This window comes from Amycolatopsis sp. NPDC033938 (assembly GCF_055575975.1).
The window spans coordinates 219,917-241,934 of sequence record NZ_JBVIRO010000001.1 but is presented as its reverse complement, the minus strand read 5'-3'; the positions used below and the strand labels follow the sequence as shown (position 1 = coordinate 241,934).

The following is a 22,018-nucleotide window of genomic DNA, read 5'->3' as shown; positions in this document are numbered from 1 at the left end:
GGTATTTCACATACCCTCAGTACGGAGGTATGTGATGACGGAACCCAGCGCCACCGGCAAGATCGCGATCGCCGCTCCGCCCGAGAAGGTATACGCCCTGGTCAGCGACCCGGGTGCGCTCGCGGGGATGGCCGAAGAGTACGAGGGACACCGCTGGGTCGGCGGCACGGAGGGCGTCGCTGTCGGCGCGAAGTTCCGTGGCCGCAACCGTCGTGGGATCCGCCGTTGGAGCACCCTTTCGACGATCACCGACGCCGACGAGGGCAAGCGCTTCGCGTTCGAGGTGACCACTTTCGCCGGACTTCCCGTCGCGCGCTGGCAGTACGACATCGAGGCCACGGGTGACGGCTGCGTGGCCGTCGAGAGCACCTGGGACCGGCGCCCCGGCTGGCTCCGGGGCCCGACGTCCCTGTTCACCGGGGTGTGGAAGCGGGACGACGCCAACCGGGCGAACATCGCCGCGACCCTGGCCCGGCTGAAGGCCACCGCCGAATCCCGCGTTTAGTCCTCTGAACGCGGTGGGGAGGCGAGCTCACTCCACGAACCGCGACCAGAACTCGACCTGACGCGGCCCGCCGGGCGGTGGCGGGCCCAGCGGCTGGTCGCAGAAGTCGTGCCGCAGGTATCCCCGCAGGTCGTAGCCGTAATAGACGATGTCGGTCTGATACACCGACAGCACCGGATAGCCCGAGCTGCCGGCTATCCCTGGCAGATACCGATGCCCGCAAACGGGCACCAGTTGCGGTACTCGCGCGAGGTGTTCGCGGGCCCGCGCCAGCGCGTCGGCGAGGTCGATCGGCCGCATGCCCCAGTCGGGGAGCCAGAAGCCGTTGTGCTCGATGTCGTAGAGCACCCCGTCGACCGGCCAGTCCAGTCGTTTTCGCAGCTGTTCGGGGTTGCCGCAGCGCCAGTCCGGCCAGCGGTCGCCGATCGGCACCCCGGCGGCGAGGAAGGTCCGGTGGTCGGCGGCGAACCGGAAGCCGAAACGGGCTTCGACGTCGTCGAGCTCGGCCTCGCTCAACCCGGGGCGCACGGGTTCGGCCAAGCTCGCCTGGAGGTCGTGTGCCTCCTCTAGGGTGAAGGCGGGCTCAACTGTGGACATGTGTTCGAGCCTAAGTCGCGCGACGCGGAGACGCCTTCTCTTTTAACGCCGCTCCCACACCGCCCTCATCACCCACATGAGCCTCCTCCCTCGGGGTGAGCTCGCCCTCTCAACGCCTGGACCTTGGAACAGAGCGACGGCCGGTGTAGTTCACTCTTGTCGTGACTTCTCCACGAACGCAGTCCCGCGTGCGGGCGCCCGAGCTCGCCGGTGACGTCTGGCTCAACACCGGCGGCGAGCGGCTCACGCTCGCCGGGCTGCGCGGCCGCGTCGTCCTGCTGGACTTCTGGACCAGCGGCTGCGTCAACTGCCTGCATGTGCTGGACGAGCTGCGCCCGCTGGAGGCCGAGTTCGCCGACGTCCTGGTGACCATCGGCGTGCATTCCCCCAAGTTCCTGCACGAGGGTGAAGCGGCCGCGATCGAGGCGGCGGTGCGGCGCTACGAGGTGCACCACCCGGTGCTCAACGATCCGCAGATGACGACCTGGTCGCAGTACGCGGTCAAGGCTTGGCCGACGCTGGTCGTCGTGGACCCCGAGGGCTACGTCGTGCACGTCGCCGCCGGAGAGGGACACGCCGAGGCGCTACGCCGCGTGATCGCCGACCTCGTCGCGACGCACGAGGCCAAGGGCACGTTGCGCCGCGGCGGCAACCCGTACGTCCCGGCCGAGGAGCAGCGCACCGAACTGCGTTTCCCGAGCAAGGCCGTCACCACCGCCGAGGGCCGGATCCTGGTCGCCGACACCGGCAACCACTCGATCGTCGAGTTCGCCTCCGACGGCGAGACGATCATCCGCCGCTTCGGCAGCGGCGCCCGCGGCGCGCAGGACGGGCCGTTCGACCTGGCGAGCTTCACCGAGCCGTCCGGGATCACGCTGCTGCCGTACGAGGTCGCGCAGCGCGCGGGTTACCACGCCGTCGTCGCCGACACGGCCGGTCACCGGCTGCGCGGAATCGACCTGATCACCGGCGAGGTCAGCACGGTCGCCGGCACCGGCCGCCAGTGGCGCGACGGCGTCGACACCGGCAAGGCGCTCGACATCGACCTCACCAGCCCGTGGGACGTCGCCTGGTGGGGCCCCGCGGGCGGCGTCGTGGTCGCCATGGCGGGCAATCACACGCTGAGCGTGTTCGAGCCGGTCTCGGGCACCATCCGCCGCTTCGCCGGTACGACCGTCGAGGGCCTGAAGGACGGCGACGTCCACGAAGCGTTCTTCGCGCAGACGTCCGGTCTGACGCCCGACGGGCAGAAGCTCTGGCTCGCGGACGCGGAGACGTCGGCGCTGCGCTGGATTCAGCCCGAGGACGAGACGTTCACCGTGCACACCGCGGTCGGCGTCGACCTGTTCTCCTTCGGCCACGTCGACGGGCCTGCCGACAAGGCGCTGCTGCAGCATCCGCTCGGCCTCGCCGTGCTGCCCGACGACACCATCGCGATCGCCGACACCTACAACGGCGCGATCCGCCGCTACGACCCGCTCACCCGCCAGGTGACGACGCTCGCGACCGGTCTCGCCGAGCCACAAGGCCTGCTGGTGCACGACGGCTCACTGCTGGTCGTCGAGTCGGCGGGGAGCCGGATCGGACCCGTGCCGCTCGGCGAGCAGGCCGTCACCGGGGACGCGCACGCGGTCCGCCGCCCGCCGACCGTGCTGGCGCCGGGTGAGCTGGAGTTCTCCGTCGTCTTCACCCCGCCGCCCGGGGAGAAGCTCGACGACCGCTTCGGACCCTCGACGCGACTGGAGATCAGCGCGTCGCCGCCGGAGTTGCTGGCCGACGGTGCCGGCGTGGGCACCGACCTGTTCCGCAAGCTCCGCTTCGCCGAAGGGATCACCGAAGGCGTTTTGCAGATCGTGGCGCAGGCCGCGAGCTGCGACGACGGTGGCGAGCATCCCGCATGCCGCATCACCCGGCAGGACTGGGGCGTGCCCGTCCGGTTCGAAAACAGTGGAGAAAGCGCGCTGAGCCTGGTCATGGCCGGGGATCCGGGTAAGTAGAGTCGTCTTCGTGTCAGATGGGCCGAAACTCGAGATTCAGATGCTGCAGGACAGGGTGCTCGTGAAGCTGTCCCCCGAGGACGGCGAGCGCCGGAGTTCCGGTGGGATCGTCATTCCCGCCACCGCGCAGGTCGCGCGGCGGCTCGCGTGGGGTGATGTACTGGGCGTGGGCAACAGCGTACGGAACGTCAAGACCGGCGACAGGGTGCTGTTCAACCCGGAGGACCAGCACGAGGTCGAGATCCAGGGCGAGGGGCATCTGGTGATGCGGGAGCGCGACATCCACGCGGTGGCGACCGAGCGGACCGAACACGGGACGGGTCTGTACCTGTAACTCCAGCCGCCGGGAGGAGTGGTGAGGGTTGGTACGCGATGATCACGACAAGCCGGGCACCGACCTGTTCGGCGACGAACTCCTCCCGGCGACGGGCAGTGCCGTCGAAAACAATGACGAGGACCTGGTAGACGAGCTCTTCGAGGGCGACAGGGTGGTGCATCCGCCGCCGACGCCCGCGTCGAAGTTCCGGAAGGCCGTCGGCAAGGCCTTCATGGTCGCCGGGGTGCTCATGGGCCTGTTCGTGCTCGCGTACGCGGTGGACCTGATCTCCAGCGCCGGCGACGTTCCGCGCGGTGTCACCGTCGCGGGGATCGACGTCGGTGGCCTCTCGCACAAGGAGGCCGAGTCGAAGCTTCGCCGTGAGCTGGAGCCGAGGCTCATCGAGCCGGTGCGGATCCGCGCCGGCGACGTCCGCACGGTGCTGTACCCCACGTCGTCCGGTCTCGGTCTCGACTGGCCGCAGACGCTGGGCCGCGCCGGGCATCAGCCGTTGAGCCCGTACACACGCCTGATGTCGTTCTTCAGCAGCCGCGAGGTCGGCGTCGTGACGTGGACCGACGCGCCGAAGCTGGAGAAGGCCGTTTCCGAGCTGGCCGCCGCGAAACTGAACCGCCCGCCGGTCGAAGGGAACATCACTTTCCAGCCCGTCGCGGGCAGCGACGGCGGTGTCCTCCCGGTCGCCGTCGAACCCCGGGCGGGACAGACACTCGCCGACGTCAAGACGGCGGTCACCGCGGTCACCGACGGCTGGCTGAGCGACGCCGGCGTCGAGCTGAAGGTGAACGTCGCGCCGGTGAAGGCGAACTCGACAGGGGTGCACGCGGCGCTTGACAAGATCGTCACCCCCGCCGTGGCGAAACCAGTGGTGATCCGCGGCGAGGGCAAGGACGCGACGCTGAAGCCGGAGACGATCGCGGCCTCCTTCCAGTTCGCCCCGCGCGACGACGGCGCTCTCGAAGTCCGCATCGACCAGGGAAAACTGCGGGCGGCGGCGCAACCGCAGCTGAAGGCGACCGAGACCGACGGGGCGGACGCGCAGATCGTCTTCGTCGGCGACCGGCCGGCCGTCCAGCCGTCGAAGGACGCGCGGAAGGTCAACTGGGATCGCACGTTCGCCGCACTGACCTCCGTGCTCGCGAAGAGTGAAGAGCGGGAGCTGACGGCGGTCTACGACGCCAGCAGCCCGGCCGTCAGCACCGACGCCGCGAACGTCCTCGGCATCAACGAGGTCATCGGCGAGTTCACCACGTCGGGGCTGAGCGGGCCGTCGATGACGAACGTGCAGGCACTGGCCACCCGTGTCTCCGGCGCCATCGTGAAGCCGGCCGAGACGTTCAGCCTCGGCGCGCGGTCCGGGCCGAGGACGGCGGACGCGGGCTACGTCCCCGCGCCGGTGAACGAAGACGGCACCGGCCCGGTCGTGGTCGGCGGCGGTGTCTCGCAGCTCGCGACGACGCTCTACAACGCCGCGTACCTGGCGGGGCTGGCCGACGGCGGGCATCTGGAGCACGACCATTACCTCGACCGCTATCCGGTCGCGCGTGACGTGAAGGCCATCGGCGACGACGGCGCCCCGGTCGAAATGCAGATCGTCAACGACGCCCCGACCGGTATCGCCATCCAGGTCATCCCCGCCAACGGTTCGGTGACCGTGCGGATCTGGGGCACCAAACGGTTTTCGGTGCAGAGCACCGGCGGCGAACGGCACTCCTACGTCCCGCAGCCGGTGCAGGTCGGCTCCGGCCCCGGCTGTGTGCCGGATCCCGGTGCCGCGGGCTTCAGCACTTCCGACACCCGTGTGCTGATCGACGTCGTCTCCGGCACCGAGGTCCGCCGCGAGACCCGCAACGCGACCTACTCGCCGCGTCCGACGGTCATCTGCGCCTGACTGGCTATCGCAGCACCATGCAACCGCGGGCTTCGAAGTCCGCGAGCCACGAAGGCTCCCGGAAGTCCTTGTTCCACCGAAGATCCAGCTTGTCCAATTTGGACAGCCGAGCCAACGAGGATGGCAGCGAAGTGAGTTGGTTCTCGCGCAGATCCAGTTGACGCAACTCGGTCAGCTGGCCGAGGGAAGACGGCAACGACGTCAGCCGGTTCTTCCGCAGATGCAGTTCCCGTAACGAGGAAAGCGTTCCCATCGATTCCGGAATTTCGGTCAAACCGTTGCCGTACAAGCGAAATTCACGCAATGACGTCAGCCCGGACAGATCTTCCGGCAAGGTGGGGATGCGGTTGTCCGTGCAGCCGAGGTATTTCAGCCGCCCGAGTGAGCACAGCGCGGCGGGGAACTCGGTCAGCCGGTTGTCGCTCAGATAAAGGTATTCCGTCAGCCCCGAAAGGTCGCCGAGTTCGTCCGGCACCGTCGAAAGCTCGTTGTGCCCCAGATCCAGTGTGTGCAGCTGCCGCAGGGCGCCGATCGAAGGCGAAATGGCGGTCAGCCGGTTGGTGGCCAGATTCAGCACCCGCAGCCCGGAAAGCGACCACAGCTCCTCGGGGACAGAGGTCAGCTGGTTGTCGTACAGGTCCAGATATTCGAGCGAGGCCGGGAGGGAAAGGTCGCGCAGGGAGGTCAGCCCCTGGCCACTGAGTTCGAGTCGAGTGGTCACAGGGGCCGACCCTAGCGCTGCTCAGGCTGGGCCCTGGTCAGGTCACGGCGCGGTGCCCGCCGCCCTTGACCTTCGCGTAGATGGCGGCCGCGGCGATGACGCCGACGACGGCGGCGCCGACCTGGAAGGCGTGCCGGATCCAGTCGATGCCTGCCGTGTCACGGACCCCGAACACCCCGGCCAGCCAGTTGCCGATGAAAGCGGCGATGATGCCGACGACGATCGTCAGCCACATCGGGATCTTCTGATCGCCGGACGCCAGCATCCGGCCGATGACACCGAGGATCAGACCGACCACGATCGTGGTGATGATGCCCCAAAGGCCACCCAACATGGTTTCCTCCTTCGCTGGAGATCGATGAGCCCACGGTGGCACCGATCCGGGCTCATCGCGCCTCAAGCCCCCTTACCGGGTGACACCCCGGCGTCCGTAGAGATTCGCGGCGAGGGTGACCCCGATGGCCGCGACCACGATCTGGGTGATGAGTTCGAGCCAGTCGAAGCCGTTGGTGTCCGCGTAGCCGAGACCGCGGGCGATCCAGGTACCGATGAAGGCGGCGACGATACCGACGATGATCGTCAGCCAGATGGGGATGGACTGCTTGCCGGGGGCGAAGAACCTGCCGAGCACCCCGAGGATCAAACCGACCACGATCGCCGTGATGATGCCGGTGACTGTCATTGAGACTCCTTTGCCGAGGTCTCCGCCGGGAGGCGGACTCAGCACGGAGATGCCCGCCGAAAACCCCCTCGAAACCAGAAAGGCCCTCTCCGCGGAGGAGAGGGCCTTTCGTCACTAAATCGTTTAGAAAGCGGCTTCGGGGATCTCCATGAGGCTGTTGTCCGCGGCCTCGACGATCGCGCGGCGCGCGGTCAGTTCCGGCAGCACGCTCTTCGCGAAGAACGACGCCACGGCGATCTTGCCCTCGTAGAACGGGGTGTCCTTCGCCGACGCGCCCGCGTCGAGCTTGGCGATGGCGACCTCGGCGTGCTTGATGAGCTGCCAGCCGATGAGCAGGTCGCCGACCGACATCAGCAGGCGGACCGTGTGCTGGCCGACCTTGTTGATGTTCTGCGGGTCCTCCTGCGACGAGGTCAGGTAGCCGATCAGGGAGCCGAGCATGCCCTGGGTGTCCTCGAGCGCCTGCTTGAGCAGACCACGCTCGTTCTTGAGGCGGCCGTTGCCGACCTCCGACTCGACCGTCTTCGTGATCTCACCGGCGACGTAGGCCAGCGAAGCGCCCTTGTCGCGGACGATCTTGCGGAAGAAGAAGTCCAGCGACTGGATGGCCGTGGTGCCTTCGTACAGCGAGTCGATCTTCGCGTCACGGATGTACTGCTCGATCGGGTAGTCCTGCAGGAAGCCGGACCCGCCGAGGGTCTGCAGCGACTGCACGAGCTGCTCGGTCGCGCGCTCGGAGCCGACACCCTTGACGATCGGCAGCAGCAGGTCGTTGACGCCGTGCGCGACCTTCTGCGAAGCCTCGTCGCCCTCGCCGGTCCACACCTGGTCCTGGAACGACGCCGTGTAGAGGTACACCGCGCGCAGACCCTCGGCGTAGGCCTTCTGCAGCATCAGCGAGCGGCGGACGTCCGGGTGGTTGGTGATCGTGACGCGCGGCGCGGTCTTGTTCAGCATGTTCGGCAGGTCGGCGCCCTGGACGCGCTCCTTGGCGTACTCAAGCGCGTTGAGGTAGCCGGTCGACAGCGTCGCGATGGCCTTGGTGCCGACCATCATGCGGGCGTACTCGATGACCTGGAACATCTGCGCGATGCCGTCGTGCACCTCGCCGAGCAGCCAGCCCTTGGCCGGGGTGCCGTGCTGGCCGAAGGTCAGCTCGCAGGTGGTGGAGGCCTTGATGCCCATCTTGTGCTCGACGTTGGTGACGAAGGCGCCGTTGCGCTCGCCCAGCTCACCGGTCTTGCCGTCGAAGTGGAACTTCGGCACGAGGAACAGCGAAAGGCCCTTGGTGCCGGGCCGGGTCTCGATGCCGGGACCCTCGGGACGGGCCAGCACCAGGTGCATGATGTTCTCGACCATGTCGTTCTCGGCCGAGGTGATGAACCGCTTCACGCCGTCGATGTGCCAGGAGCCGTCCTCCTGCTTGACGGCCTTGGTGCGGCCGGCGCCGACGTCGGAACCCGCGTCGGGCTCGGTGAGCACCATCGTCGCGCCCCAGCCGCGATCGATCATGATCTGCGCCCACTGCTTCTGCTCTTCGGTGCCGTTCTTGTCGACGATCCCGGCGAAGCTCGGACCCGCCATGTACATGAACAGCGGCGCGTTGGCGCCGAGGATCAGCTCGGCGGCGGCCCACTGCACGGTCGGGGGCAGACCGAAGCCGCCCAGCTCGTTCGGCAGGCCCAGCCGCCACCATTCGCCGTCCATCAGCGCCTTGTAGCTCTTCTTGAACGACTCGGGGATCTTCACCGAGAAGGTCTTCGGGTCGTACACCGGCGGGTTGCGGTCCGCGTCGGCGTACGAATCGGCGAGGGGACCGGAAGCGAGCTTGTTCAGCTCGGACAGCACGCCCCGGGCGGTCTCCTCGTCGGATTCCGCGAGGACGCCCTTGCCGAGGCGGTCCTGCACGCCGAGTACCTCGAAGAGGTTGAACTCCAGGTCTCGGACGTTGCTCTTGTAGTGGCCCATTTCGTCACTCCAATGTGTTCGGCTCCCCGGCCGGGCACACGTCCCCTACTCGCCGGTAACTTCAGGATATTACCTGTCGGTAACTCCGGCAAGTGAATGGCCACTGTTGTGATGTGTAAATCAGCAATACAGGGGGTCTCAACGGGGTGACGGCGCGATCGTGGTGGCGGGCGGCACCTCGGCCGGGGTGTGCGCGTCGTCCGGGGTGGCGATCAGGATTCCGGAGCGGAACGCGATGGTGACCGCGTGTGTCCGGTCGCGGGCCGAAAGCTTGCGCAGAATGCTCTTGACGTGCGTCCGCACTGTTTCCACGGAGAGGAACAGGATCTTCGCGATCCCGGAGTTCTCCAGCCCCTCGGCGACCAGCTGCAGGACCTGGTACTCGCGGCGGGAGAGCGGCATCAGGCCGCGGGCGGTCGCCGGTTTGGGGGCCTCGCCGTCCTTGGGGAGCACGGGCTGACGCTTCGGCCTCGCCGTCAGCGCGGCCAGCGTCGGGTCGATGTAGCGGCGGTCGCTGTGCGCGCGCCGGATCGCCTCGGTCAGATGCCGCCCGTCGGTCGCTCGCGGCACGATCGCGTGCACCCCGGCCGCGATCGCCGCGGCGAGGTACTGCTGCGTGCGGTTGGTGTCCCTGACCAGGGTGATGATGACCAGCGCCGGGTCTCCGCCGCTGAGCAACCTGGACAGATGGCAGTTCGGGTCGAGCGCCGAATCCAGCACGATGACGTCCGGTTTCAGCTGCTCGCACAGCTGGAGCGCGGCGTGGTGGCTGCCGGCGTGGCCGAGCCACCGCAGCCCCGGCGTGCGGTGCACCAGCGAGCTCAGGCCCTCGCAGAAGATCGGGATCGGATCGACCGCGGCCACGCCGAGGCCTCTACCGCCTGGTGGCGGTCCGCCAGGCCTCCCGGGCTGTGGTCGGTTCGGCTCGATGCCTCGCATCACGGACCCCTCCGTTTTCCTGCCCGTCATCCCCGGACGAGAGGACATGAAGTCCATTCGGCGCCCACGGCCCCCCGGCGTGGTCACCCTCGTCAACCGGTCCCCCCTGCGGGACCGGACGGAAATAACACCTCGTAACTATTACGAGTCAGTAGGTCCGGCGACGTGACGCGGTATCCCCCTCATAGATGTATCGACGCGTCGCAGCAAACTCTGGGTATCCCCTGGTTGTGGATCTCTTGCTCGAATGAGCGCGTCCACGGGAGATCTTGGCGGATCCGCTACTCAGAGTGGACTTCGGCACGGAGGCGACCGAACTCCTCCCCGAGCGCCGCGGGCGTCCAATGCGCGTTCAGCCCGCTCGGATTCGGCAGTACCCAGACCCGCGCTCCACCGATCTCCGCCTCCTGGGGGCCGACCTTCGCCTTCGGCAGACCGAACGCGGTACGGAAGGCCGTGATCCCGACCACGGCGAGCCGGCGCGGCCGGTATTCGGCGACCCTCGCCGTCAGCAGCCGTCCGCCTTCGCGGAATTCGTCCGGTGACAGCTCGTCGGCCCGCGCCGTCGTCCGCGCGACGACGTTGGTGATGCCGAGCCCGTAACCGAGCAGTTCCTCCTGTTCGCTGGGGTCGAGCTGCCGTGGTGTGAAGCCGCCACGGTGCAGCGCGGGCCAGAACCGGTTCCCCGGCCTGGCGAAGTGCAGGCCGAGCGCACCCGAGTAGAGGCCGGGGTTGATCCCGCAGAACAGCACGTCCAGGTCCGGCGCGATGACGTCGTCGATGGTCTTGCCGTACGCGGCGGCCAGCTGGTCCTTGGTCGGTCGTGTCCTCACCCGGCCAGTTTCCGGCACGCTGGCGGGTATGGATCAGGGGGCTTTCACGGCCGACGGCTGTTCGGTCGAGGTGTACCGGCTGCTGCCGCCCGCAGGCGAGCCCGAGATCGTGCACGGTGCGGTGCCGGACGGCGCGTCGATCCTGGAGCTGGGCAGCGGCAGCGGGCGGATCACGCACGCGTTGCTGGACCTGGGGCATCCGGTGGTCGCGGTGGACGATTCGCCGGAGATGCTCGCTCACGTGCGCGCCGAAACGGTCCGTTCGAGGATCGAGGACCTGCGGCTCGACCGGGTCTTCGACGCGGTGCTGCTCGGCAGTCACCTGCTCAACACCGCCGACGGCGCCGTCCGTGCGGCCTTCCTCGCCACCGCCCGCGCCCACGTTTCGCCTGGTGGACGGGTACTCGTGGAATGGCATCCGCCGGAGTGGTTCGACACGGTCCAAGACGGTCAGGGCGGTCGGCTCGGCGAGGTCGGCCTCCGTCTCGGTGAGATCGTCCGCGACGGCGATCTGCTCTCGGCCGTCGTCCGGTACTCGTCCGGGGACCGGCGATGGAGCCAGGCGTTCACCTGCCGACGCCTGTCGCTTCCCGCGCTGAACGCCGCTTTGAGCGCCGCCGGCCTGGTATTCGAACGCTGGTGTACCGCTGACCGGACATGGTTCTCCGCGCTCCCCGCGTGACCCGCGACACGCTCGATCGTCGCAAGGGGTGGCCAAGTCACCACGACCTGCGTACTGTTTGTGATCTCGCACACAAGGCTGTCTTCGAGGAGGGGTTTTGCAGCTCTCGCTCATCCTCGGCCTGGTCGCGTTGATCTTCGTGGTGGCCACCGTGCTGGTGGTGCTGGAAGACCGGCGGGCCGCGCGGCGCGCGGCCCAGCGGCGGCAGGCGAGACTAGCGAGCCTGGGCGAGGTCGACCCGCTCGCGGCGCAGCGGCTGCATCTCGACCGCTGAAGGCACGGGCTTCCGCATGAGGCTGAGCAGCAGGGCGCCGGCGATCCAGCCGAGCATCGCACCGCCGGTGTTGTTGAGCAGGTCGTCGACGTCGAAGATCCGGTAGACGTAGGGCGCGGTGCCGAAGTTCGCGGTCAGCTGGGTGGTCTCGATCAGCAGCGAAGCGGTGAAGCCGATCAGCGTGGTGCCGATGAGGCCGCGCTTCCAGAGCGTCCTGGCGAAGAAGCCGAGCGGGACGAACAGCAGCACGTTCATGGTGGCCTGCTGGAAGGTCTGGGTGGTGAACCAGTCGGCGGCGGGCAGCCCGTGCTTGAGCAGTTCGGTGTGGATGTCGGCGACCCATTGGAACGGGTGCAGCTGGACGGTCTGGCTCAGCCGTCCGGCGCCGGGGCCGGGCAGCGGCAGGAAGGTCACCGCCAGGGTCATGGTCGCGTAGAGCAGCACGGCGGCCATGGTCACGACGGGACGAAGACGCACCTGGCCGTGCCTGGCGTGCAGGATGATCAGCTGCGGGATCAGCAGCGTCGCCCACAGCGCCGAGAAACCGATCAAGCCGTACTGCAGGGCGGTGACCTGTGCGTTCGTCATGACAACGACGTTATGGATCTCGGGGGGTCCCTCACTTCGGTCGAAGGGCCGCGGTGACCGGCACCGGATCGGCCGAGTGGCCGACCTCGATCTTGGCCGATCGGCGATATTCGCTCCCCGAAACGACGGCGGACGTGGGATTCTGCCCGGATGCTGCTCGTTCGACGGCTGACCGCCGAAGACCTCGACGTCTTCCGTGAGGTACGCCTGCGTGCCCTCCTGGACACCCCCGAGAACTACGGCTCGGTCGCCGAGATCGAACGGGCGCAGTCCGACGAAGAGTGGCTGGCGAGGATCGCCGCGGACGCCTGGTTCGCCGCCTTCGACGAGGGGCGCCCGGTCGGCCTGGTCGCCGGGAGGGCGCGCGACGGAAGCTGGATCCTGTATTCGATGTGGGTCGCGCCCGAAGCGCGAGGCCGGGGTCTTGGCACGCGGCTGATGGGTGAGGTGCGGTCGGCCGCCGAGGCCGATGGCGCGCGTGAGGTGTGGCTGCATGTCGCGGAGGACAACGACCGGGCGCGGCGGCTGTATCTGAAACTCGGGTTCATCGCGTCCGGGGATCTGGAGCCGATGCCGAACGACGTCACGCGGCGGCGGGAACGTCTTTATTTACCTGTTACCGGCGGTAGCAGTAAATAGCTTAACCTCACGGGATGGACAATGTCGTCTTCGACCGTGACGGCCAAGGTGAACCGCTGGTGCTCATCCACGGCGTCGGCCACCGGCGTCAGGCCTGGTCGCCAGTGCTCCCGCTGCTCACTCCGCATCGGGACGTCATCACCGTCGACCTGCCCGGCTTCGGCGAATCGGCACCGCACCCCGGCGGCTACGGCATCGAAGCCGCGGTCGAGATGTTCGGGAAGTTCTTCGAGCGCCTCGGCCTCGGCAAACCGCACGTCGCGGGCAACTCGCTCGGCGGCCTGCTCTCGCTCGCGCTGGGGGAAGCGGGTCTCGTCCGCAGCGTGACGGCGTTGTCCCCGGCCGGGCTGTGGACGCCGCGGCAGCAGCGGTACGCGCTGAGCATGCTGCGCACCCACCGCCTGCTCGCCGAGCGGATCCCCGAACGCACCGCGCGGCGGCTCGCCGCGACACCGGCGGGCCGGTCGATGCTGACCGGGATGATCGTCGGCCGTCCGGGCAGGCTCACCACGCAGGTCGTCATGGAGGACATGCGCGCGCTCGCCCGCTGTCCCGGTTTTCGGCCGACGCTGGAGCAGGCTCGCGGCGGCTTCCGGTTCGCGGGCGTCGTCGAGGACGTCCCGGTGACCATCGCGTGGGCGCAGCGCGACCGCATCCTCGCCCGCCCGAAGGCCGCCGAGCTGCGCCGGATCGCGCCGAAGGCCGAGCTGCTGGTCCTTCCCGGCTGCGGGCACGTGCCGATGAGTGACGAGCCGGAGCTGGTGACGCGCGTGCTTCTGAACGGTTCACGCGCCATGTGACGTTTGCCTATCGTCCTGCTTTTTCCTCTGGTGATCGTCAAATCCGCCAGGCAGACTCCTCCGCCGTGCGCCCGATGGGGACGTTCGGGCGCGAATCGGAGGAAGAATGAAGCTCTCTACCCGGCTGGCCGTCGTCACCGGTGCCGCGCTGACCGCGCTGGCCGCCGTCGCCGCGCCCGCGTCCGCCGCGTCGGCGACCACCGACGTCCGGATCGTCACGTTCAACGATCTGCACGGCAACCTCGAACCGCCGTCCGGTTCGAGCGGCCGCGTCACGCTGCCCGGCGGCGCGACGGTCAACGCCGGCGGCGCCGCCTACCTCGCGACGCACCTGAAGCGGCTTCGCGGCGAGGTGTCCAACTCCGTCGTGCTCTCGGCCGGTGACAGCATCGGCGCGTCGCCGGTGATCTCGGCGCTGTTCCACGACGAGCCGACCGTCGAACTGCTGAACCTGCTCGGCGTCGAGGCTTCCGTGGTGGGCAACCACGAATTCGACGAGGGCCTCAAGGAACTCCGCCGGATGCAGCACGGCGGTTGTCATCCGGCCGATGGCTGCCAGTTCCGGAAGTCCTTCAAGGGCGCGAACTTCCCGTTCCTCGGGTCCAATGTGTACTACGAGAACGGCCTCCCCGCGTTGCTGCCGTTCAGCGTCGAGTTCTCCGGCGGTGTCCCGATCGGCGTCATCGGCGCGACGCTGAAGGATCTGCCGCAGGTCGTCACCCCGGAGGCGATCAAGGGCCTCAAGTTCGGTGACGAGGTCCAGGCGATCGACCGCACCGCGAAACTGCTCGACATGTTCGGCGTCAAGGCGCAGGTCGTCCTGCTGCACCAGGGCGACAACTCCGAGACCGCCGGTCCGGACGAATGCAAGGTCAAGCCGGGCGCCGCGACCGAGATCGCGCGGCGGGTGACGTCCAAAGTGGACGCGATCTTCACCGGGCACAGCCACCAGCAGTACAACTGCTCGATCGACGATCCCGACGGCAAGCCGCGTCCGGTGATCCAGGGCGCGTCCTTCGGTCGTCTGCTGTCGGTCGTCGACCTGAAGATCGACCGCGGGACCCGTGATGTCGTGCGCGGCGAGACCAAGGCGCACAACGAGATCGTCACTCGCGACGTCACGCCGGATGCCGAGGTGCAGAAGCTGATCGACGAGGCAAAGACCAAGGCCGCGCCGATCGCGAACAAGGCCGTCGGCACCATCACCGCAGACCTGGTCGCCAAGGGCGCGGCATCCGGCGAGTCCACGCTCGGCGACGTCATCGCGGACGCCCAGCTCGAAGCCACACGGTCGAACGGCGCGCAGATCGCCATGACGAACCCGGGCGGCATCCGCACGGACTTCACCTACGCGTCTTCGCCCGCCGGTGAAGGCGACGGCGTGGTGACCTACGGCGAGGCGTTCGCCGTGCAGCCGTTCGCGAACATCATGCAGACGATCACGCTCACCGGGGCGAACCTGAAGAGCGTCCTCGAACAGCAGTGGCAGGCGAACGGGATCGTGCGGATCCTGCAGATCTCGAAGTCGCTGAACTACTCGTACTCGCCGACGGCGCCCGCCGGTTCGCGCGTCTCGAACCTGACGCTCGACGGCACGCCGATCGACCCGGCGGCGTCGTACCGCGTCTCGGTGAACAACTTCCTCGCCGCCGGTGGGGACGGCTTCACCGAGTTCACCAAGGGGACCGATCTTTCGGGTGGTCCAGTGGACCTGGACGCGCTCATCGCGTACTTCGCGGCGCACCCGAACGTCGCGCCGCCGGCCGCGGACCGGATCACCGTCCTTCCGTAACCCCTCCCGCGCGTGCCATGAAAGGTCCTTTCCTTGCAAATTTCGCAAGGAAAGGACCTTTCATTGCGTTCGCCCGCCGGGCTGCACCACGCGCATGGCCTCGTCCACGAGCCGGCGCAGGGGTGCGGGACGTGCCCGCGACGTCCGCCAACGACAACACGATGTTCTGATTCCGCGACTATCGCCCAACGCTTGTGATCCAGGGCACAATGGCCGCCATGACGACCTGGGAAGAAGTCGTGGCACTGGCGGGCAGGCTGCCGGAGGTCGAGGAGTCCACGTCGTATCGCACGCCGTCGCTCAAGGTCGCGGGCAAGAGTTTCGCCCGGCTCCGCACCGAGGCCGAGGGCGGGCTGATGCTGCTGTGCGAGCACGCGGAGAAGGAGGCCCTGCTGGCCACCGGTGATCCTGCGTACTTCACCACCCCGCATTACGACGGCTACGGCGCGATCCTCGTCGACCTGGAGAAGGTCGACAAAGCACAGTTGCGCGAGCTCATCGAGGAGGCCTGGCGGATGAAGGCACCCGCCAGGCTCACGAAAGGACTGGACGGCTAGCGGAGTTCCCCTTCGAGCAGGCTCATCAGGTACTCGTCGTGCCACTGGCCGTCCGGGCCGCGGAACGCCTGCCGGTGCCTGCCGTCCACCTGGAACCCGAGTTTCTTGTAGACGTGGATCGCGGCCGCGTTGTCGACGACGACCCACAGCGCGATCATGTGCAGCCGCATCACGTCGAAGCCGTAGCGGCAGAGCGTGCGCATGGCGTCGGTGCCGTAGCCGCCGCCCCAGTGGTCCTTCTCGCCGATATAGATGTCGAGTTCCGCACGGCCCTGTTCCGGCGTGGCGTCGCGCAGCCTGCAGGTGCCGATCAACGTGCCGACGGCGAGACTCTCGATGGCGAAGTCCGCCAAGCCGTAGCTGTTGGGCCTGCGTTTGGCGAACCGCTCGCGGATCTGGGCGAGCGATTCCGGATGGTCGGCCACAAGCCAGCGGTTGACTTCCGGATCGTTGTGCCAGCGCCACACCGTGTCGGCGTCTTCGGGCTCCAGCGGCCGCAAGCGGGTCAGTTCACCGGTCAGCATCGTCCCATCCCCGGATCGGTATCGGACTTTCCAGACTATTGGGCGACGCCTTCGAGTAGCCACCGTTTAACGCGTTGTCCCGAGAGGTGTTCGATAAGCGATTGATCACGTTTCACCTCGTCAGCTTGCCCGAAAGCTATGGTCCGGGGCCTATGAAGGTCCACCAGTACTGCTACTTCGCTTTGAAGAGCGAGACCGTGTCCGCCGTGGAGATCACGGCGCGGCTCGGCATGCAGCCGGACGAGGTCCTGGTACTGGGTTCACGGTCGGCCGAACACCGATTGCCGCGGATGCACGCCTGGAAGGTGACGCATCGGGGTCCGGGACCGGTCGACGACCAGATCGAGAGTGTGATCGGCAGGCTCGCCCCGGTCCGCCCGGGGATCCGGGCACTGGTGGACGAAGGCGCGAGCGCCGTACTGCAAGTCGTCCGCTACTTCCACCACCGCGACGGCGGCGAGGAGTTCGGCTGGCACCTCTCGCCGGCCGTGCTCGCGTTCCTCACCGAAGCCGCCGCCGCGCTGGACGTCGACGAATACGATCTCAGCGAATGATCCGACCGGCGACCGAAACCGACCTTCCCGGCCTGCTCGCGTTGTACGCGGAACTGCATCCGGAAGATCCGCCGCTGCCTGCCGAGCGGGGTCTCGCCATCTGGCGGCGAATCGCGGACCAGCCCGGCCGCACGATCCTGGTGGCCGAACACGACGGCATGATCGCCGGTACGGCCGACTGCTCGATCCTCGACAACCTCACCCGCGGCGGGCGCCCGTTCATGCTCGTCGAGAACGTGGTTGTCGCGGCTTCGCGGCGCAGAATCGGTGTCGCGACGCGGTTGTTCGAGGAAGTGATCGCCCTCGCCGTGCGGGAAGACTGCTACAAGGTGCAGTTGATCTCCCGTTCCGACCGCGTCGACGCGCATGCCTTCTACCGGTCGTGCGGGTTCGAAACCGTGGCCGAGGGCTATCGCCGCTACTTCCGCTGAGCCGGTGCGCGGCGGGAAGGCCGGAGATGGTGGGATGGTGTCTCAAAGCCGGACAACCCCCGTTGGGAGCCCAGCATGTCGAGCGAGAACTGGCCGCTGCGTCAGGATCCGGAGTCGCCGGTCATCATCTCCCGGTCGCTGGTGGAGGATCCGTCGAACCTCGCGTTCGTCGTGCTGGACGACGACGGCGACTGGTTCATCAGCGACGGCAACGAGTTCTCCGAAGACATGGAACTCAACCGCGACGCGTTCGGCTCGCTGCCCCTGCGCGAAGCGGTGGACCTCATCCCCGAAATCGCCGCACTCGCCGACCTCCCCACCGGCATGGCCGCCGACTGGGATCCGGAACGGCGCGCGTGGCTGCTGAGTTCGGTCGCGGACTCCGATGACGACGACGAAGACCTCCTGGTACGCGCCGCCCGCCTGGCGGCGTGGACGCACCCGGGCTCGCCGCTGGAAGAAGTGCAGGTGAGCGCGGAACTCGCCGAGATCTCCACCGACCCCGCCAGCCCGGCCCGCGCCGTGCGTCAGGTCGTCCGCGAGGCCGACGGCACCTGGCTGTTCGTCGGCTTCCAGGTGCCGGAGAACGAGGACTTCGAGGTCGAAGCACTGGAGATGGAACACGCCGTCACGTTGTACCCGGACGTCGCGCTGGTCCTGAGCGCTGCACCCGGCCAGGTGTACGACCGCGCCAGCGCCGACGCCCCGTGGGAACTCGTCGAAGGCTGACCCTCAGCCGAAGTCGCAGTACATGACGTGCAGCCCGATGCGCCCGAGCGTCGGGTGCTCGAACGCGCCCGGCACCGTCCCGACGATCTTGAACCCGAGCCGTTCGTAGACCCGGATCCCGGCGACGTTGGATTCGACGACAGCGTTGAACTGCATCCCCGCGAAACCCTGTTCCCGGGCCCACTCAAGGACATGCGCGCACAACGCACTGCCGACGCCCTTACCGCGAACGTCCTTGTCCACCATGAAACTGGCCGTCGACACATGCGACCCTGGCCCGTCGCGGTTCGGGCCCATCTTCGCCGTACCGAGCACCCGGCCGCCCTCGACCGCGACCACCGTCCGGCTCGGTGACGTCCCGATCCACCTGCCGCGCGCGGCTTCTTCGGTGAGGTTCGGGTCGTAGGTATAGGTGTCCGCCGCACGCACGACCTCGCGCACGATCGGCCACACCTGCTTCCAGTCGTCGTCCGTGAAGTCCCGGATCTCCATGTCCGGCACCGTAACAACGCCTGGAAATCAATAACCGGCCCGTCGGTTCCGGAACCAGTGCCAGGCGAAACCGGAACTCAAGAGCAGCCCGGCACCCGCCAAACCCGCGCCGATCCAGGTCTCCGTCGTGCCGGATTCCTGCTCGGCGCGCGTTCCCGGCGGCAATCCGGCCGCGATCTCGTCGACCTTGTTCTGCACCGCGCGGTGGTCGAAGGCGCTCAAATCGCAGTCCTCCGCCAACGTGGCCACCCAGTCGCGAACGTCGTCGTTCTGCGCGGGCGAAAAGCCGGGGAATTCGAGCGAAGCCGTCCCGATCATTCCGGAACCTATGCACAGCAGCGGCTTGCCGGTGGACGCGTCGAGGTACTGCCCTTTCGCCTCGCATTCGTCACCCGGCTTGGCGAACGCGACCGTGTACGGCCCCGGACCGCTGCCCGTGTTCAAGTCGATGATGAGGAAGATCGCGCCAACCAGCAAGAGCGGAAGTACCAGCGCGCCCGCCAGCACCATGAGCACAGCGACCGCTGTGCTGTCACCCGGGATTCTTGGCACGGTGCGGAACGTAACAGTGAGTGGTACAAATCCGGTCCATCGTTGATCACCGTGGGTCGCCTCTTGCAGGGGCATCTGACCCCAAACAGACTTGCGTTGTGCTTGTCGCCGTCGCGGACACACCGACCATGCTTACGTAGCGTTATATAAACTTGCGCGCCGGGCACACTGCGTACACCGCATTCCCGAGTAGGGTGCATGACTGCGGCTAGGATGGGATATGACGACTGGCGAAAACCCAGACCCGGGTGCTCCCCGCGAAGAGGCCCGACGCCTCCTCGAGGCCGTCCCCGATGAGCGGGTGTCGGCTGCGTTGGCAGCGCTCAGGAAACTGGCCGAAGTGCAGTCGGGCACCGAGTCGCCGCGTCGTCGTTTTCGCACGGTCGGCGTATTCGACGGCGAAAGCGATCTCGGTCGGCGTGCCAAGGAGATAGCTCGACACGAACTCGGCGGCGGATCGAGTAAGTCGGCTTGATTCTGATCGGCACCGGGGTCGTGGTCGCGATGGGTAACCGGCGCGACGATGATCACGAACGCTGCACAGAGCTGTTGGTTTCGACTCTCGAACCGCTGGTCTTGCCAGAGCCTCTATTGGTCGAGATCGGCTACATGCTCGGCTCGCGTGCCGGCTCTTCAGCAGAAGCAGACTTCCTTCGTGACGTCGTTGATGGTCTCTATACCGTCGAGTCCATGATGCTCGCCGACATCGCACGGGCAGCCGACCTCGTGGAGAAGTACGCCGATCTCCCGCTCGGCACTGCCGATGCGTGCGTGATCGCCCTCGCGGAGCGGCTTGGTGTCACGCGTGTGGCGACCCTCGATACGCGTCACTTCTCCGTCGTCAAGCCTAAGCACGTTTCTGCGTTCACTTTGCTGCCCTGAATACCGAGCTCAGTTCTGCACATCTCTGACATGACTGATGTGGGCCTCGGCTCTCGCCGCACGCTCGGTTCCGAAGCAGGTAGGTGGGCAGCGGCGGGCGGGCCGTGACATATGACTCTGAGCTGGAGAGCAGACAAAGCGAAAGCCCCAGGTCCTAAGTGGACATCCACTGACCTGGGGCTTTCGCGTGAGAGCGGATGACGGGAATCGAACCCGCGTATTCAGCTTGGGAACCAGGGTGATCATGCTGAAAAGTGCCCCTGGCCTGGGGATGGCGCTTGCTCGGGGCGGCCCTGATTGACCTTGGTTGACCCCTCTGAATGGCCCGTTAATGGCCCGACGTGCACTGCCCCACCTGCGTCTTTGTGCCTGTTCGCTCCGCTTCCCTCGCCCCTGCCATCTCTAGCGCCGGGTCGGTCGTGTCAAGGCACGCTTTCCCGCCTTGATGCGAGCGACACGGTGTTAGACGCTGAGCAGCGAGGGACACCCGGTGACCACTGCCACGCGGTCAGGTGGGTCGGGCTTCCGGCTGTCTTGCTCTATGGGTCTCCGGTGGCGGCGGTGCGCTGTGCGGTGCGGCCTCGTAGGCGGGCTCGCCCGGCGGCGCCTGCCGGAGCGGAGCGGGAGGCCGGCGTCCGCCATGGGGCGAAGCCCGCCGTACGGGCGGTGACGAGCGCGCCGCCGGTGGCGGCGCCTTGATCCCATAGAGCCAAGTTCGGCAGCGGACGCGCAGAGAGATGTTGCCGATGTCAGCAGTCAACCAGAGTGCGAGTCTCGCCAATCAGCCCGCGATTGCCAGTCCTTGGCTCCGTGACCATGGTTACCTCGCCATGAGTCACGGAGTGTTCAAACCTGGACGGAGCGACGACGTTTGACGAGCCTTGGTCGCGAGCGGCAGCGATAGCTGCATCACGTAGGAAAGCAGAGACAGATATGCCCTGGATGCTAGCTGCCTCTCGTACAACCTTCGCCTCCTCAGGTGTCAGCCTGACAGAGATCATCGACGCTAGCCTTCGTCGGGGCTTGGCCTGTTGAGCCTCGCCCCACTCGGCAGGGTCATCCTTGTTGTCTTCGTAGCTCTGCGCTCTGGTGCGTTCGTCGTCCATCATGCCCCTCTCAAACGGCGCTCTCAGTTCGACTACAGGTAGCGGCTCATCTCACCACGGGTGGAGTGCCACCCGGTGATGAAGCGGATCACTCTGCGCTCGTTGTCATAGCTAAGCACTAGCGTGAGTGGTCGACCACCGTCGGTCTTGCCGATCAGCTTCCAGTCTCCACTGTGCTTGCCGATGTTCGGCACAAGTCGGCCACCGTTGTAGAAGACTTCCTCGGCCTCGCTAGCTGTGATCCCTGGTCTGCCTGGGCGCCACTCGGCAAGGTGCGCGGTGTTCCCTCTCTCCTCGTCATCCGGGTCCCACTCGAAGGCTTCGGCCTGCTCAGGGGTAGCCAACCCAACCTCCGGTTCCTGTATGACCATACTCGTGCTATGGTCATACACATCCGCCAAACGAACGAACTTGAAAGGAGGTTCCGTGGACAGTCAGATGCGAGCGGCGATCGTCCTGTGCGACTACGCGCAGGTGCACGCGGGGAAGCTGAACATTGTCGGCGGGGCCATCGACATGGTGGGAACCAACACGACGACGGCTCCGTATGACATCAACCTTGCCGCCGGTGTCCTCGTGACGGTGCCGTGGAACTCTCATAACCGTAGTCATCGTTTGAAGATTTCACTTGTTAGTGAAGATGGTGACATTGTTGCCATAGCGCAACCCGCTCCTGGGGTTCAGATTTCGGAGCAAGATCGCAATGCGCTAATTGCGGACTTTAATGTTGGAAAGCCGCCAACAATGCAGCCGGGAGACGAGTCGGTAATTCCCATCGCGGTGCCCTTGAACCTTAAAGTGAAAGCGCTTGGTGGATACTGCCTGATCGCGGAGATCGATCAGAAAGAGGCTGCCCGCGCCAAGTTTCGCGTTATGCGTGTAGCGCAAGCTGTGGCTGCATAGCGCCTGCGATCAGTGTCAGCGGTTTCTATTAGTGCAGCCTTCTCTG

General features: G+C 67.1%; 29 protein-coding genes. 16 read left to right on the top strand and 13 right to left on the bottom strand.

What is annotated here, in order from left to right; translation table 11 throughout:
• The first annotated feature begins 34 nt into the window (after positions 1 to 34).
• Positions 35 to 505 (top strand): SRPBCC family protein, encoded by a 471-nt coding sequence (locus tag ACZ5ZX_RS01260; RefSeq protein WP_465500092.1) that lies wholly within the window; start codon positions 35 to 37, stop codon positions 503 to 505.
• A 27-nt stretch (positions 506 to 532) separates the two neighbouring features.
• Here the strand turns inward: ACZ5ZX_RS01260 and ACZ5ZX_RS01255 are convergent, their stop codons facing one another.
• On the bottom strand, positions 533 to 1,102 hold the full coding sequence (locus tag ACZ5ZX_RS01255) for a hypothetical protein (RefSeq protein WP_465500091.1): 570 nt from the start codon (positions 1,100 to 1,102) through the stop codon (positions 533 to 535).
• Between the two features lie 188 nt (positions 1,103 to 1,290).
• On the opposite strand from ACZ5ZX_RS01255, the gene ACZ5ZX_RS01250 reads away from it, so the two are divergent.
• The 3 genes from ACZ5ZX_RS01250 to ACZ5ZX_RS01240 are packed head-to-tail and all read left to right on the top strand — an operon-like array spanning position 1,291 to position 5,324.
• The gene (locus ACZ5ZX_RS01250; RefSeq protein WP_465500998.1) at positions 1,291 to 3,099 is read left to right on the top strand and encodes an NHL domain-containing thioredoxin family protein; all 1,809 of its coding nucleotides are present in this window, start codon (positions 1,291 to 1,293) and stop codon (positions 3,097 to 3,099) included.
• 40 nt (positions 3,100 to 3,139) lie between these two features.
• Entirely contained in the window at positions 3,140 to 3,433 is a 294-nt protein-coding gene (locus ACZ5ZX_RS01245; protein ID WP_061981779.1) for a GroES family chaperonin, read from the top strand.
• Between the two features lie 28 nt (positions 3,434 to 3,461).
• Positions 3,462 to 5,324, top strand: coding sequence for a VanW family protein (locus ACZ5ZX_RS01240; protein WP_465500090.1), 1,863 nt, complete (start codon positions 3,462 to 3,464; stop codon positions 5,322 to 5,324).
• Between the two features lie 4 nt (positions 5,325 to 5,328).
• On the opposite strand, the gene ACZ5ZX_RS01235 is transcribed toward ACZ5ZX_RS01240, so the two are convergent.
• From ACZ5ZX_RS01235 to mug, 6 genes are all read right to left on the bottom strand, one after another.
• Positions 5,329 to 6,045 carry a leucine-rich repeat domain-containing protein gene (locus ACZ5ZX_RS01235; RefSeq protein ID WP_465500089.1) on the bottom strand — a complete coding sequence of 239 codons (717 nt, stop codon included), beginning with the start codon at positions 6,043 to 6,045 and terminating at the stop codon, positions 5,329 to 5,331.
• A 37-nt stretch (positions 6,046 to 6,082) separates the two neighbouring features.
• Positions 6,083 to 6,379, bottom strand: coding sequence for a GlsB/YeaQ/YmgE family stress response membrane protein (locus tag ACZ5ZX_RS01230; RefSeq protein WP_181775301.1), 297 nt, complete (start codon positions 6,377 to 6,379; stop codon positions 6,083 to 6,085).
• Between the two features lie 72 nt (positions 6,380 to 6,451).
• Positions 6,452 to 6,727 carry a GlsB/YeaQ/YmgE family stress response membrane protein gene (locus ACZ5ZX_RS01225; RefSeq protein ID WP_465500088.1) on the bottom strand — a complete coding sequence of 92 codons (276 nt, stop codon included), beginning with the start codon at positions 6,725 to 6,727 and terminating at the stop codon, positions 6,452 to 6,454.
• 123 nt (positions 6,728 to 6,850) lie between these two features.
• Entirely contained in the window at positions 6,851 to 8,695 is a 1,845-nt protein-coding gene (locus ACZ5ZX_RS01220) for an acyl-CoA dehydrogenase (RefSeq protein WP_465500087.1), read from the bottom strand.
• 138 nt (positions 8,696 to 8,833) lie between these two features.
• A complete protein-coding gene (locus tag ACZ5ZX_RS01215; protein WP_465500997.1) occupies positions 8,834 to 9,634 on the bottom strand; it encodes a response regulator transcription factor in 801 nt (266 codons plus the stop codon).
• 281 nt (positions 9,635 to 9,915) lie between these two features.
• On the bottom strand, positions 9,916 to 10,467 hold the full coding sequence (gene mug, locus ACZ5ZX_RS01210) for a G/U mismatch-specific DNA glycosylase (protein WP_465500086.1): 552 nt from the start codon (positions 10,465 to 10,467) through the stop codon (positions 9,916 to 9,918).
• Between the two features lie 28 nt (positions 10,468 to 10,495).
• On the opposite strand from mug, the gene ACZ5ZX_RS01205 reads away from it, so the two are divergent.
• Positions 10,496 to 11,149, top strand: coding sequence for a class I SAM-dependent methyltransferase (locus tag ACZ5ZX_RS01205; RefSeq protein WP_465500085.1), 654 nt, complete (start codon positions 10,496 to 10,498; stop codon positions 11,147 to 11,149).
• Between the two features lie 97 nt (positions 11,150 to 11,246).
• Positions 11,247 to 11,423, top strand: a complete 177-nt coding sequence (locus ACZ5ZX_RS01200) for a hypothetical protein (RefSeq protein WP_465500084.1) — start codon at positions 11,247 to 11,249, stop codon at positions 11,421 to 11,423.
• Here the strand turns inward: ACZ5ZX_RS01200 and ACZ5ZX_RS01195 are convergent.
• Positions 11,364 to 12,011 carry a VanZ family protein gene (locus ACZ5ZX_RS01195; protein ID WP_465500083.1) on the bottom strand — a complete coding sequence of 216 codons (648 nt, stop codon included), beginning with the start codon at positions 12,009 to 12,011 and terminating at the stop codon, positions 11,364 to 11,366. The genes ACZ5ZX_RS01200 and ACZ5ZX_RS01195 overlap by 60 nt on opposite strands.
• 150 nt (positions 12,012 to 12,161) lie before the next feature.
• Between ACZ5ZX_RS01195 and ACZ5ZX_RS01190 the strand changes: the two genes are divergently transcribed.
• From ACZ5ZX_RS01190 to ACZ5ZX_RS01175, 4 genes are all read left to right on the top strand, one after another.
• On the top strand, positions 12,162 to 12,650 hold the full coding sequence (locus tag ACZ5ZX_RS01190) for a GNAT family N-acetyltransferase (RefSeq protein WP_465500082.1): 489 nt from the start codon (positions 12,162 to 12,164) through the stop codon (positions 12,648 to 12,650).
• Between the two features lie 14 nt (positions 12,651 to 12,664).
• Positions 12,665 to 13,450 carry an alpha/beta fold hydrolase gene (locus tag ACZ5ZX_RS01185; protein ID WP_465500081.1) on the top strand — a complete coding sequence of 262 codons (786 nt, stop codon included), beginning with the start codon at positions 12,665 to 12,667 and terminating at the stop codon, positions 13,448 to 13,450.
• 106 nt (positions 13,451 to 13,556) lie between these two features.
• Positions 13,557 to 15,242 carry a bifunctional metallophosphatase/5'-nucleotidase gene (locus ACZ5ZX_RS01180; protein WP_465500080.1) on the top strand — a complete coding sequence of 562 codons (1,686 nt, stop codon included), beginning with the start codon at positions 13,557 to 13,559 and terminating at the stop codon, positions 15,240 to 15,242.
• A 218-nt stretch (positions 15,243 to 15,460) separates the two neighbouring features.
• The gene (locus tag ACZ5ZX_RS01175; protein ID WP_465500079.1) at positions 15,461 to 15,799 is read left to right on the top strand and encodes an MmcQ/YjbR family DNA-binding protein; all 339 of its coding nucleotides are present in this window, start codon (positions 15,461 to 15,463) and stop codon (positions 15,797 to 15,799) included.
• On the opposite strand, the gene ACZ5ZX_RS01170 is transcribed toward ACZ5ZX_RS01175, so the two are convergent.
• Positions 15,796 to 16,323, bottom strand: coding sequence for a GNAT family N-acetyltransferase (locus ACZ5ZX_RS01170; protein WP_465500078.1), 528 nt, complete (start codon positions 16,321 to 16,323; stop codon positions 15,796 to 15,798). The genes ACZ5ZX_RS01175 and ACZ5ZX_RS01170 overlap by 4 nt on opposite strands.
• A 152-nt stretch (positions 16,324 to 16,475) precedes the next feature.
• Between ACZ5ZX_RS01170 and ACZ5ZX_RS01165 the strand changes: the two genes are divergently transcribed.
• From ACZ5ZX_RS01165 to ACZ5ZX_RS01155, 3 genes are all read left to right on the top strand, one after another.
• The gene (locus ACZ5ZX_RS01165; RefSeq protein ID WP_465500077.1) at positions 16,476 to 16,877 is read left to right on the top strand and encodes a DUF4279 domain-containing protein; all 402 of its coding nucleotides are present in this window, start codon (positions 16,476 to 16,478) and stop codon (positions 16,875 to 16,877) included.
• A complete protein-coding gene (locus ACZ5ZX_RS01160) occupies positions 16,874 to 17,308 on the top strand; it encodes a GNAT family N-acetyltransferase (RefSeq protein ID WP_465500076.1) in 435 nt (144 codons plus the stop codon). The genes ACZ5ZX_RS01165 and ACZ5ZX_RS01160 overlap by 4 nt, the downstream gene beginning before the upstream one ends.
• A 75-nt stretch (positions 17,309 to 17,383) precedes the next feature.
• Positions 17,384 to 18,037: a hypothetical protein gene (locus ACZ5ZX_RS01155; RefSeq protein WP_465500075.1), complete on the top strand. Its 654-nt coding sequence runs from the start codon at positions 17,384 to 17,386 to the stop codon at positions 18,035 to 18,037.
• Positions 18,038 to 18,040: 3 nt separating this feature from the next.
• Here ACZ5ZX_RS01155 and ACZ5ZX_RS01150 read toward each other — a convergent pair whose 3' ends face one another.
• Positions 18,041 to 18,529 carry a GNAT family N-acetyltransferase gene (locus ACZ5ZX_RS01150; RefSeq protein WP_465500074.1) on the bottom strand — a complete coding sequence of 163 codons (489 nt, stop codon included), beginning with the start codon at positions 18,527 to 18,529 and terminating at the stop codon, positions 18,041 to 18,043.
• Between the two features lie 27 nt (positions 18,530 to 18,556).
• On the bottom strand, positions 18,557 to 19,081 hold the full coding sequence (locus ACZ5ZX_RS01145; protein ID WP_465500073.1) for a hypothetical protein: 525 nt from the start codon (positions 19,079 to 19,081) through the stop codon (positions 18,557 to 18,559).
• Positions 19,082 to 19,301: 220 nt separating this feature from the next.
• Between ACZ5ZX_RS01145 and ACZ5ZX_RS01140 the strand changes: the two genes are divergently transcribed.
• Positions 19,302 to 19,556: a hypothetical protein gene (locus tag ACZ5ZX_RS01140; RefSeq protein WP_465500072.1), complete on the top strand. Its 255-nt coding sequence runs from the start codon at positions 19,302 to 19,304 to the stop codon at positions 19,554 to 19,556.
• A complete protein-coding gene (locus tag ACZ5ZX_RS01135) occupies positions 19,553 to 19,963 on the top strand; it encodes a type II toxin-antitoxin system VapC family toxin (protein ID WP_465500071.1) in 411 nt (136 codons plus the stop codon). Before ACZ5ZX_RS01140 ends, ACZ5ZX_RS01135 begins: the two co-directional genes overlap by 4 nt.
• A 749-nt stretch (positions 19,964 to 20,712) precedes the next feature.
• Here the strand turns inward: ACZ5ZX_RS01135 and ACZ5ZX_RS01130 are convergent.
• On the bottom strand, positions 20,713 to 20,964 hold the full coding sequence (locus ACZ5ZX_RS01130; RefSeq protein ID WP_465500996.1) for a DUF6290 family protein: 252 nt from the start codon (positions 20,962 to 20,964) through the stop codon (positions 20,713 to 20,715).
• 137 nt (positions 20,965 to 21,101) lie between these two features.
• Positions 21,102 to 21,413 carry a BrnT family toxin gene (locus tag ACZ5ZX_RS01125; RefSeq protein ID WP_465500070.1) on the bottom strand — a complete coding sequence of 104 codons (312 nt, stop codon included), beginning with the start codon at positions 21,411 to 21,413 and terminating at the stop codon, positions 21,102 to 21,104.
• A gap of 82 nt (positions 21,414 to 21,495) precedes the next feature.
• On the opposite strand from ACZ5ZX_RS01125, the gene ACZ5ZX_RS01120 reads away from it, so the two are divergent.
• Positions 21,496 to 21,972, top strand: coding sequence for a DUF6941 family protein (locus tag ACZ5ZX_RS01120; protein WP_465500069.1), 477 nt, complete (start codon positions 21,496 to 21,498; stop codon positions 21,970 to 21,972).
• Positions 21,973 to 22,018: the final 46 nt, after the last annotated feature.

Excerpts from the sequence above, each read along its gene's own strand:
- ACZ5ZX_RS01160 (WP_465500076.1), top strand. The coding sequence starts at position 16,874 with ATGATCCGACCGGCGACCGAAACCGACCTTCCCGGCCTGCTCGCGTTG.
- ACZ5ZX_RS01230 (WP_181775301.1), bottom strand. The coding sequence starts at position 6,379 with ATGTTGGGTGGCCTTTGGGGCATCATCACCACGATCGTGGTCGGTCTG.
- ACZ5ZX_RS01130 (WP_465500996.1), bottom strand. The coding sequence starts at position 20,964 with ATGATCTCTGTCAGGCTGACACCTGAGGAGGCGAAGGTTGTACGAGAG.
- ACZ5ZX_RS01260 (WP_465500092.1), top strand. The coding sequence starts at position 35 with ATGACGGAACCCAGCGCCACCGGCAAGATCGCGATCGCCGCTCCGCCC.
- ACZ5ZX_RS01245 (WP_061981779.1), top strand. The coding sequence starts at position 3,140 with ATGCTGCAGGACAGGGTGCTCGTGAAGCTGTCCCCCGAGGACGGCGAG.
- ACZ5ZX_RS01220 (WP_465500087.1), bottom strand. The coding sequence starts at position 8,695 with ATGGGCCACTACAAGAGCAACGTCCGAGACCTGGAGTTCAACCTCTTC.
- ACZ5ZX_RS01175 (WP_465500079.1), top strand. The coding sequence starts at position 15,461 with ATGACGACCTGGGAAGAAGTCGTGGCACTGGCGGGCAGGCTGCCGGAG.
- ACZ5ZX_RS01255 (WP_465500091.1), bottom strand. The coding sequence starts at position 1,102 with ATGTCCACAGTTGAGCCCGCCTTCACCCTAGAGGAGGCACACGACCTC.
- ACZ5ZX_RS01190 (WP_465500082.1), top strand. The coding sequence starts at position 12,162 with ATGCTGCTCGTTCGACGGCTGACCGCCGAAGACCTCGACGTCTTCCGT.
- ACZ5ZX_RS01225 (WP_465500088.1), bottom strand. The coding sequence starts at position 6,727 with ATGACAGTCACCGGCATCATCACGGCGATCGTGGTCGGTTTGATCCTC.
- ACZ5ZX_RS01215 (WP_465500997.1), bottom strand. The coding sequence starts at position 9,634 with ATGCGAGGCATCGAGCCGAACCGACCACAGCCCGGGAGGCCTGGCGGA.
- ACZ5ZX_RS01165 (WP_465500077.1), top strand. The coding sequence starts at position 16,476 with ATGAAGGTCCACCAGTACTGCTACTTCGCTTTGAAGAGCGAGACCGTG.
- ACZ5ZX_RS01180 (WP_465500080.1), top strand. The coding sequence starts at position 13,557 with ATGAAGCTCTCTACCCGGCTGGCCGTCGTCACCGGTGCCGCGCTGACC.
- ACZ5ZX_RS01205 (WP_465500085.1), top strand. The coding sequence starts at position 10,496 with ATGGATCAGGGGGCTTTCACGGCCGACGGCTGTTCGGTCGAGGTGTAC.
- ACZ5ZX_RS01170 (WP_465500078.1), bottom strand. The coding sequence starts at position 16,323 with ATGCTGACCGGTGAACTGACCCGCTTGCGGCCGCTGGAGCCCGAAGAC.
- ACZ5ZX_RS01140 (WP_465500072.1), top strand. The coding sequence starts at position 19,302 with ATGACGACTGGCGAAAACCCAGACCCGGGTGCTCCCCGCGAAGAGGCC.
- ACZ5ZX_RS01195 (WP_465500083.1), bottom strand. The coding sequence starts at position 12,011 with ATGACGAACGCACAGGTCACCGCCCTGCAGTACGGCTTGATCGGTTTC.
- ACZ5ZX_RS01150 (WP_465500074.1), bottom strand. The coding sequence starts at position 18,529 with ATGGAGATCCGGGACTTCACGGACGACGACTGGAAGCAGGTGTGGCCG.
- ACZ5ZX_RS01155 (WP_465500075.1), top strand. The coding sequence starts at position 17,384 with ATGTCGAGCGAGAACTGGCCGCTGCGTCAGGATCCGGAGTCGCCGGTC.
- ACZ5ZX_RS01185 (WP_465500081.1), top strand. The coding sequence starts at position 12,665 with ATGGACAATGTCGTCTTCGACCGTGACGGCCAAGGTGAACCGCTGGTG.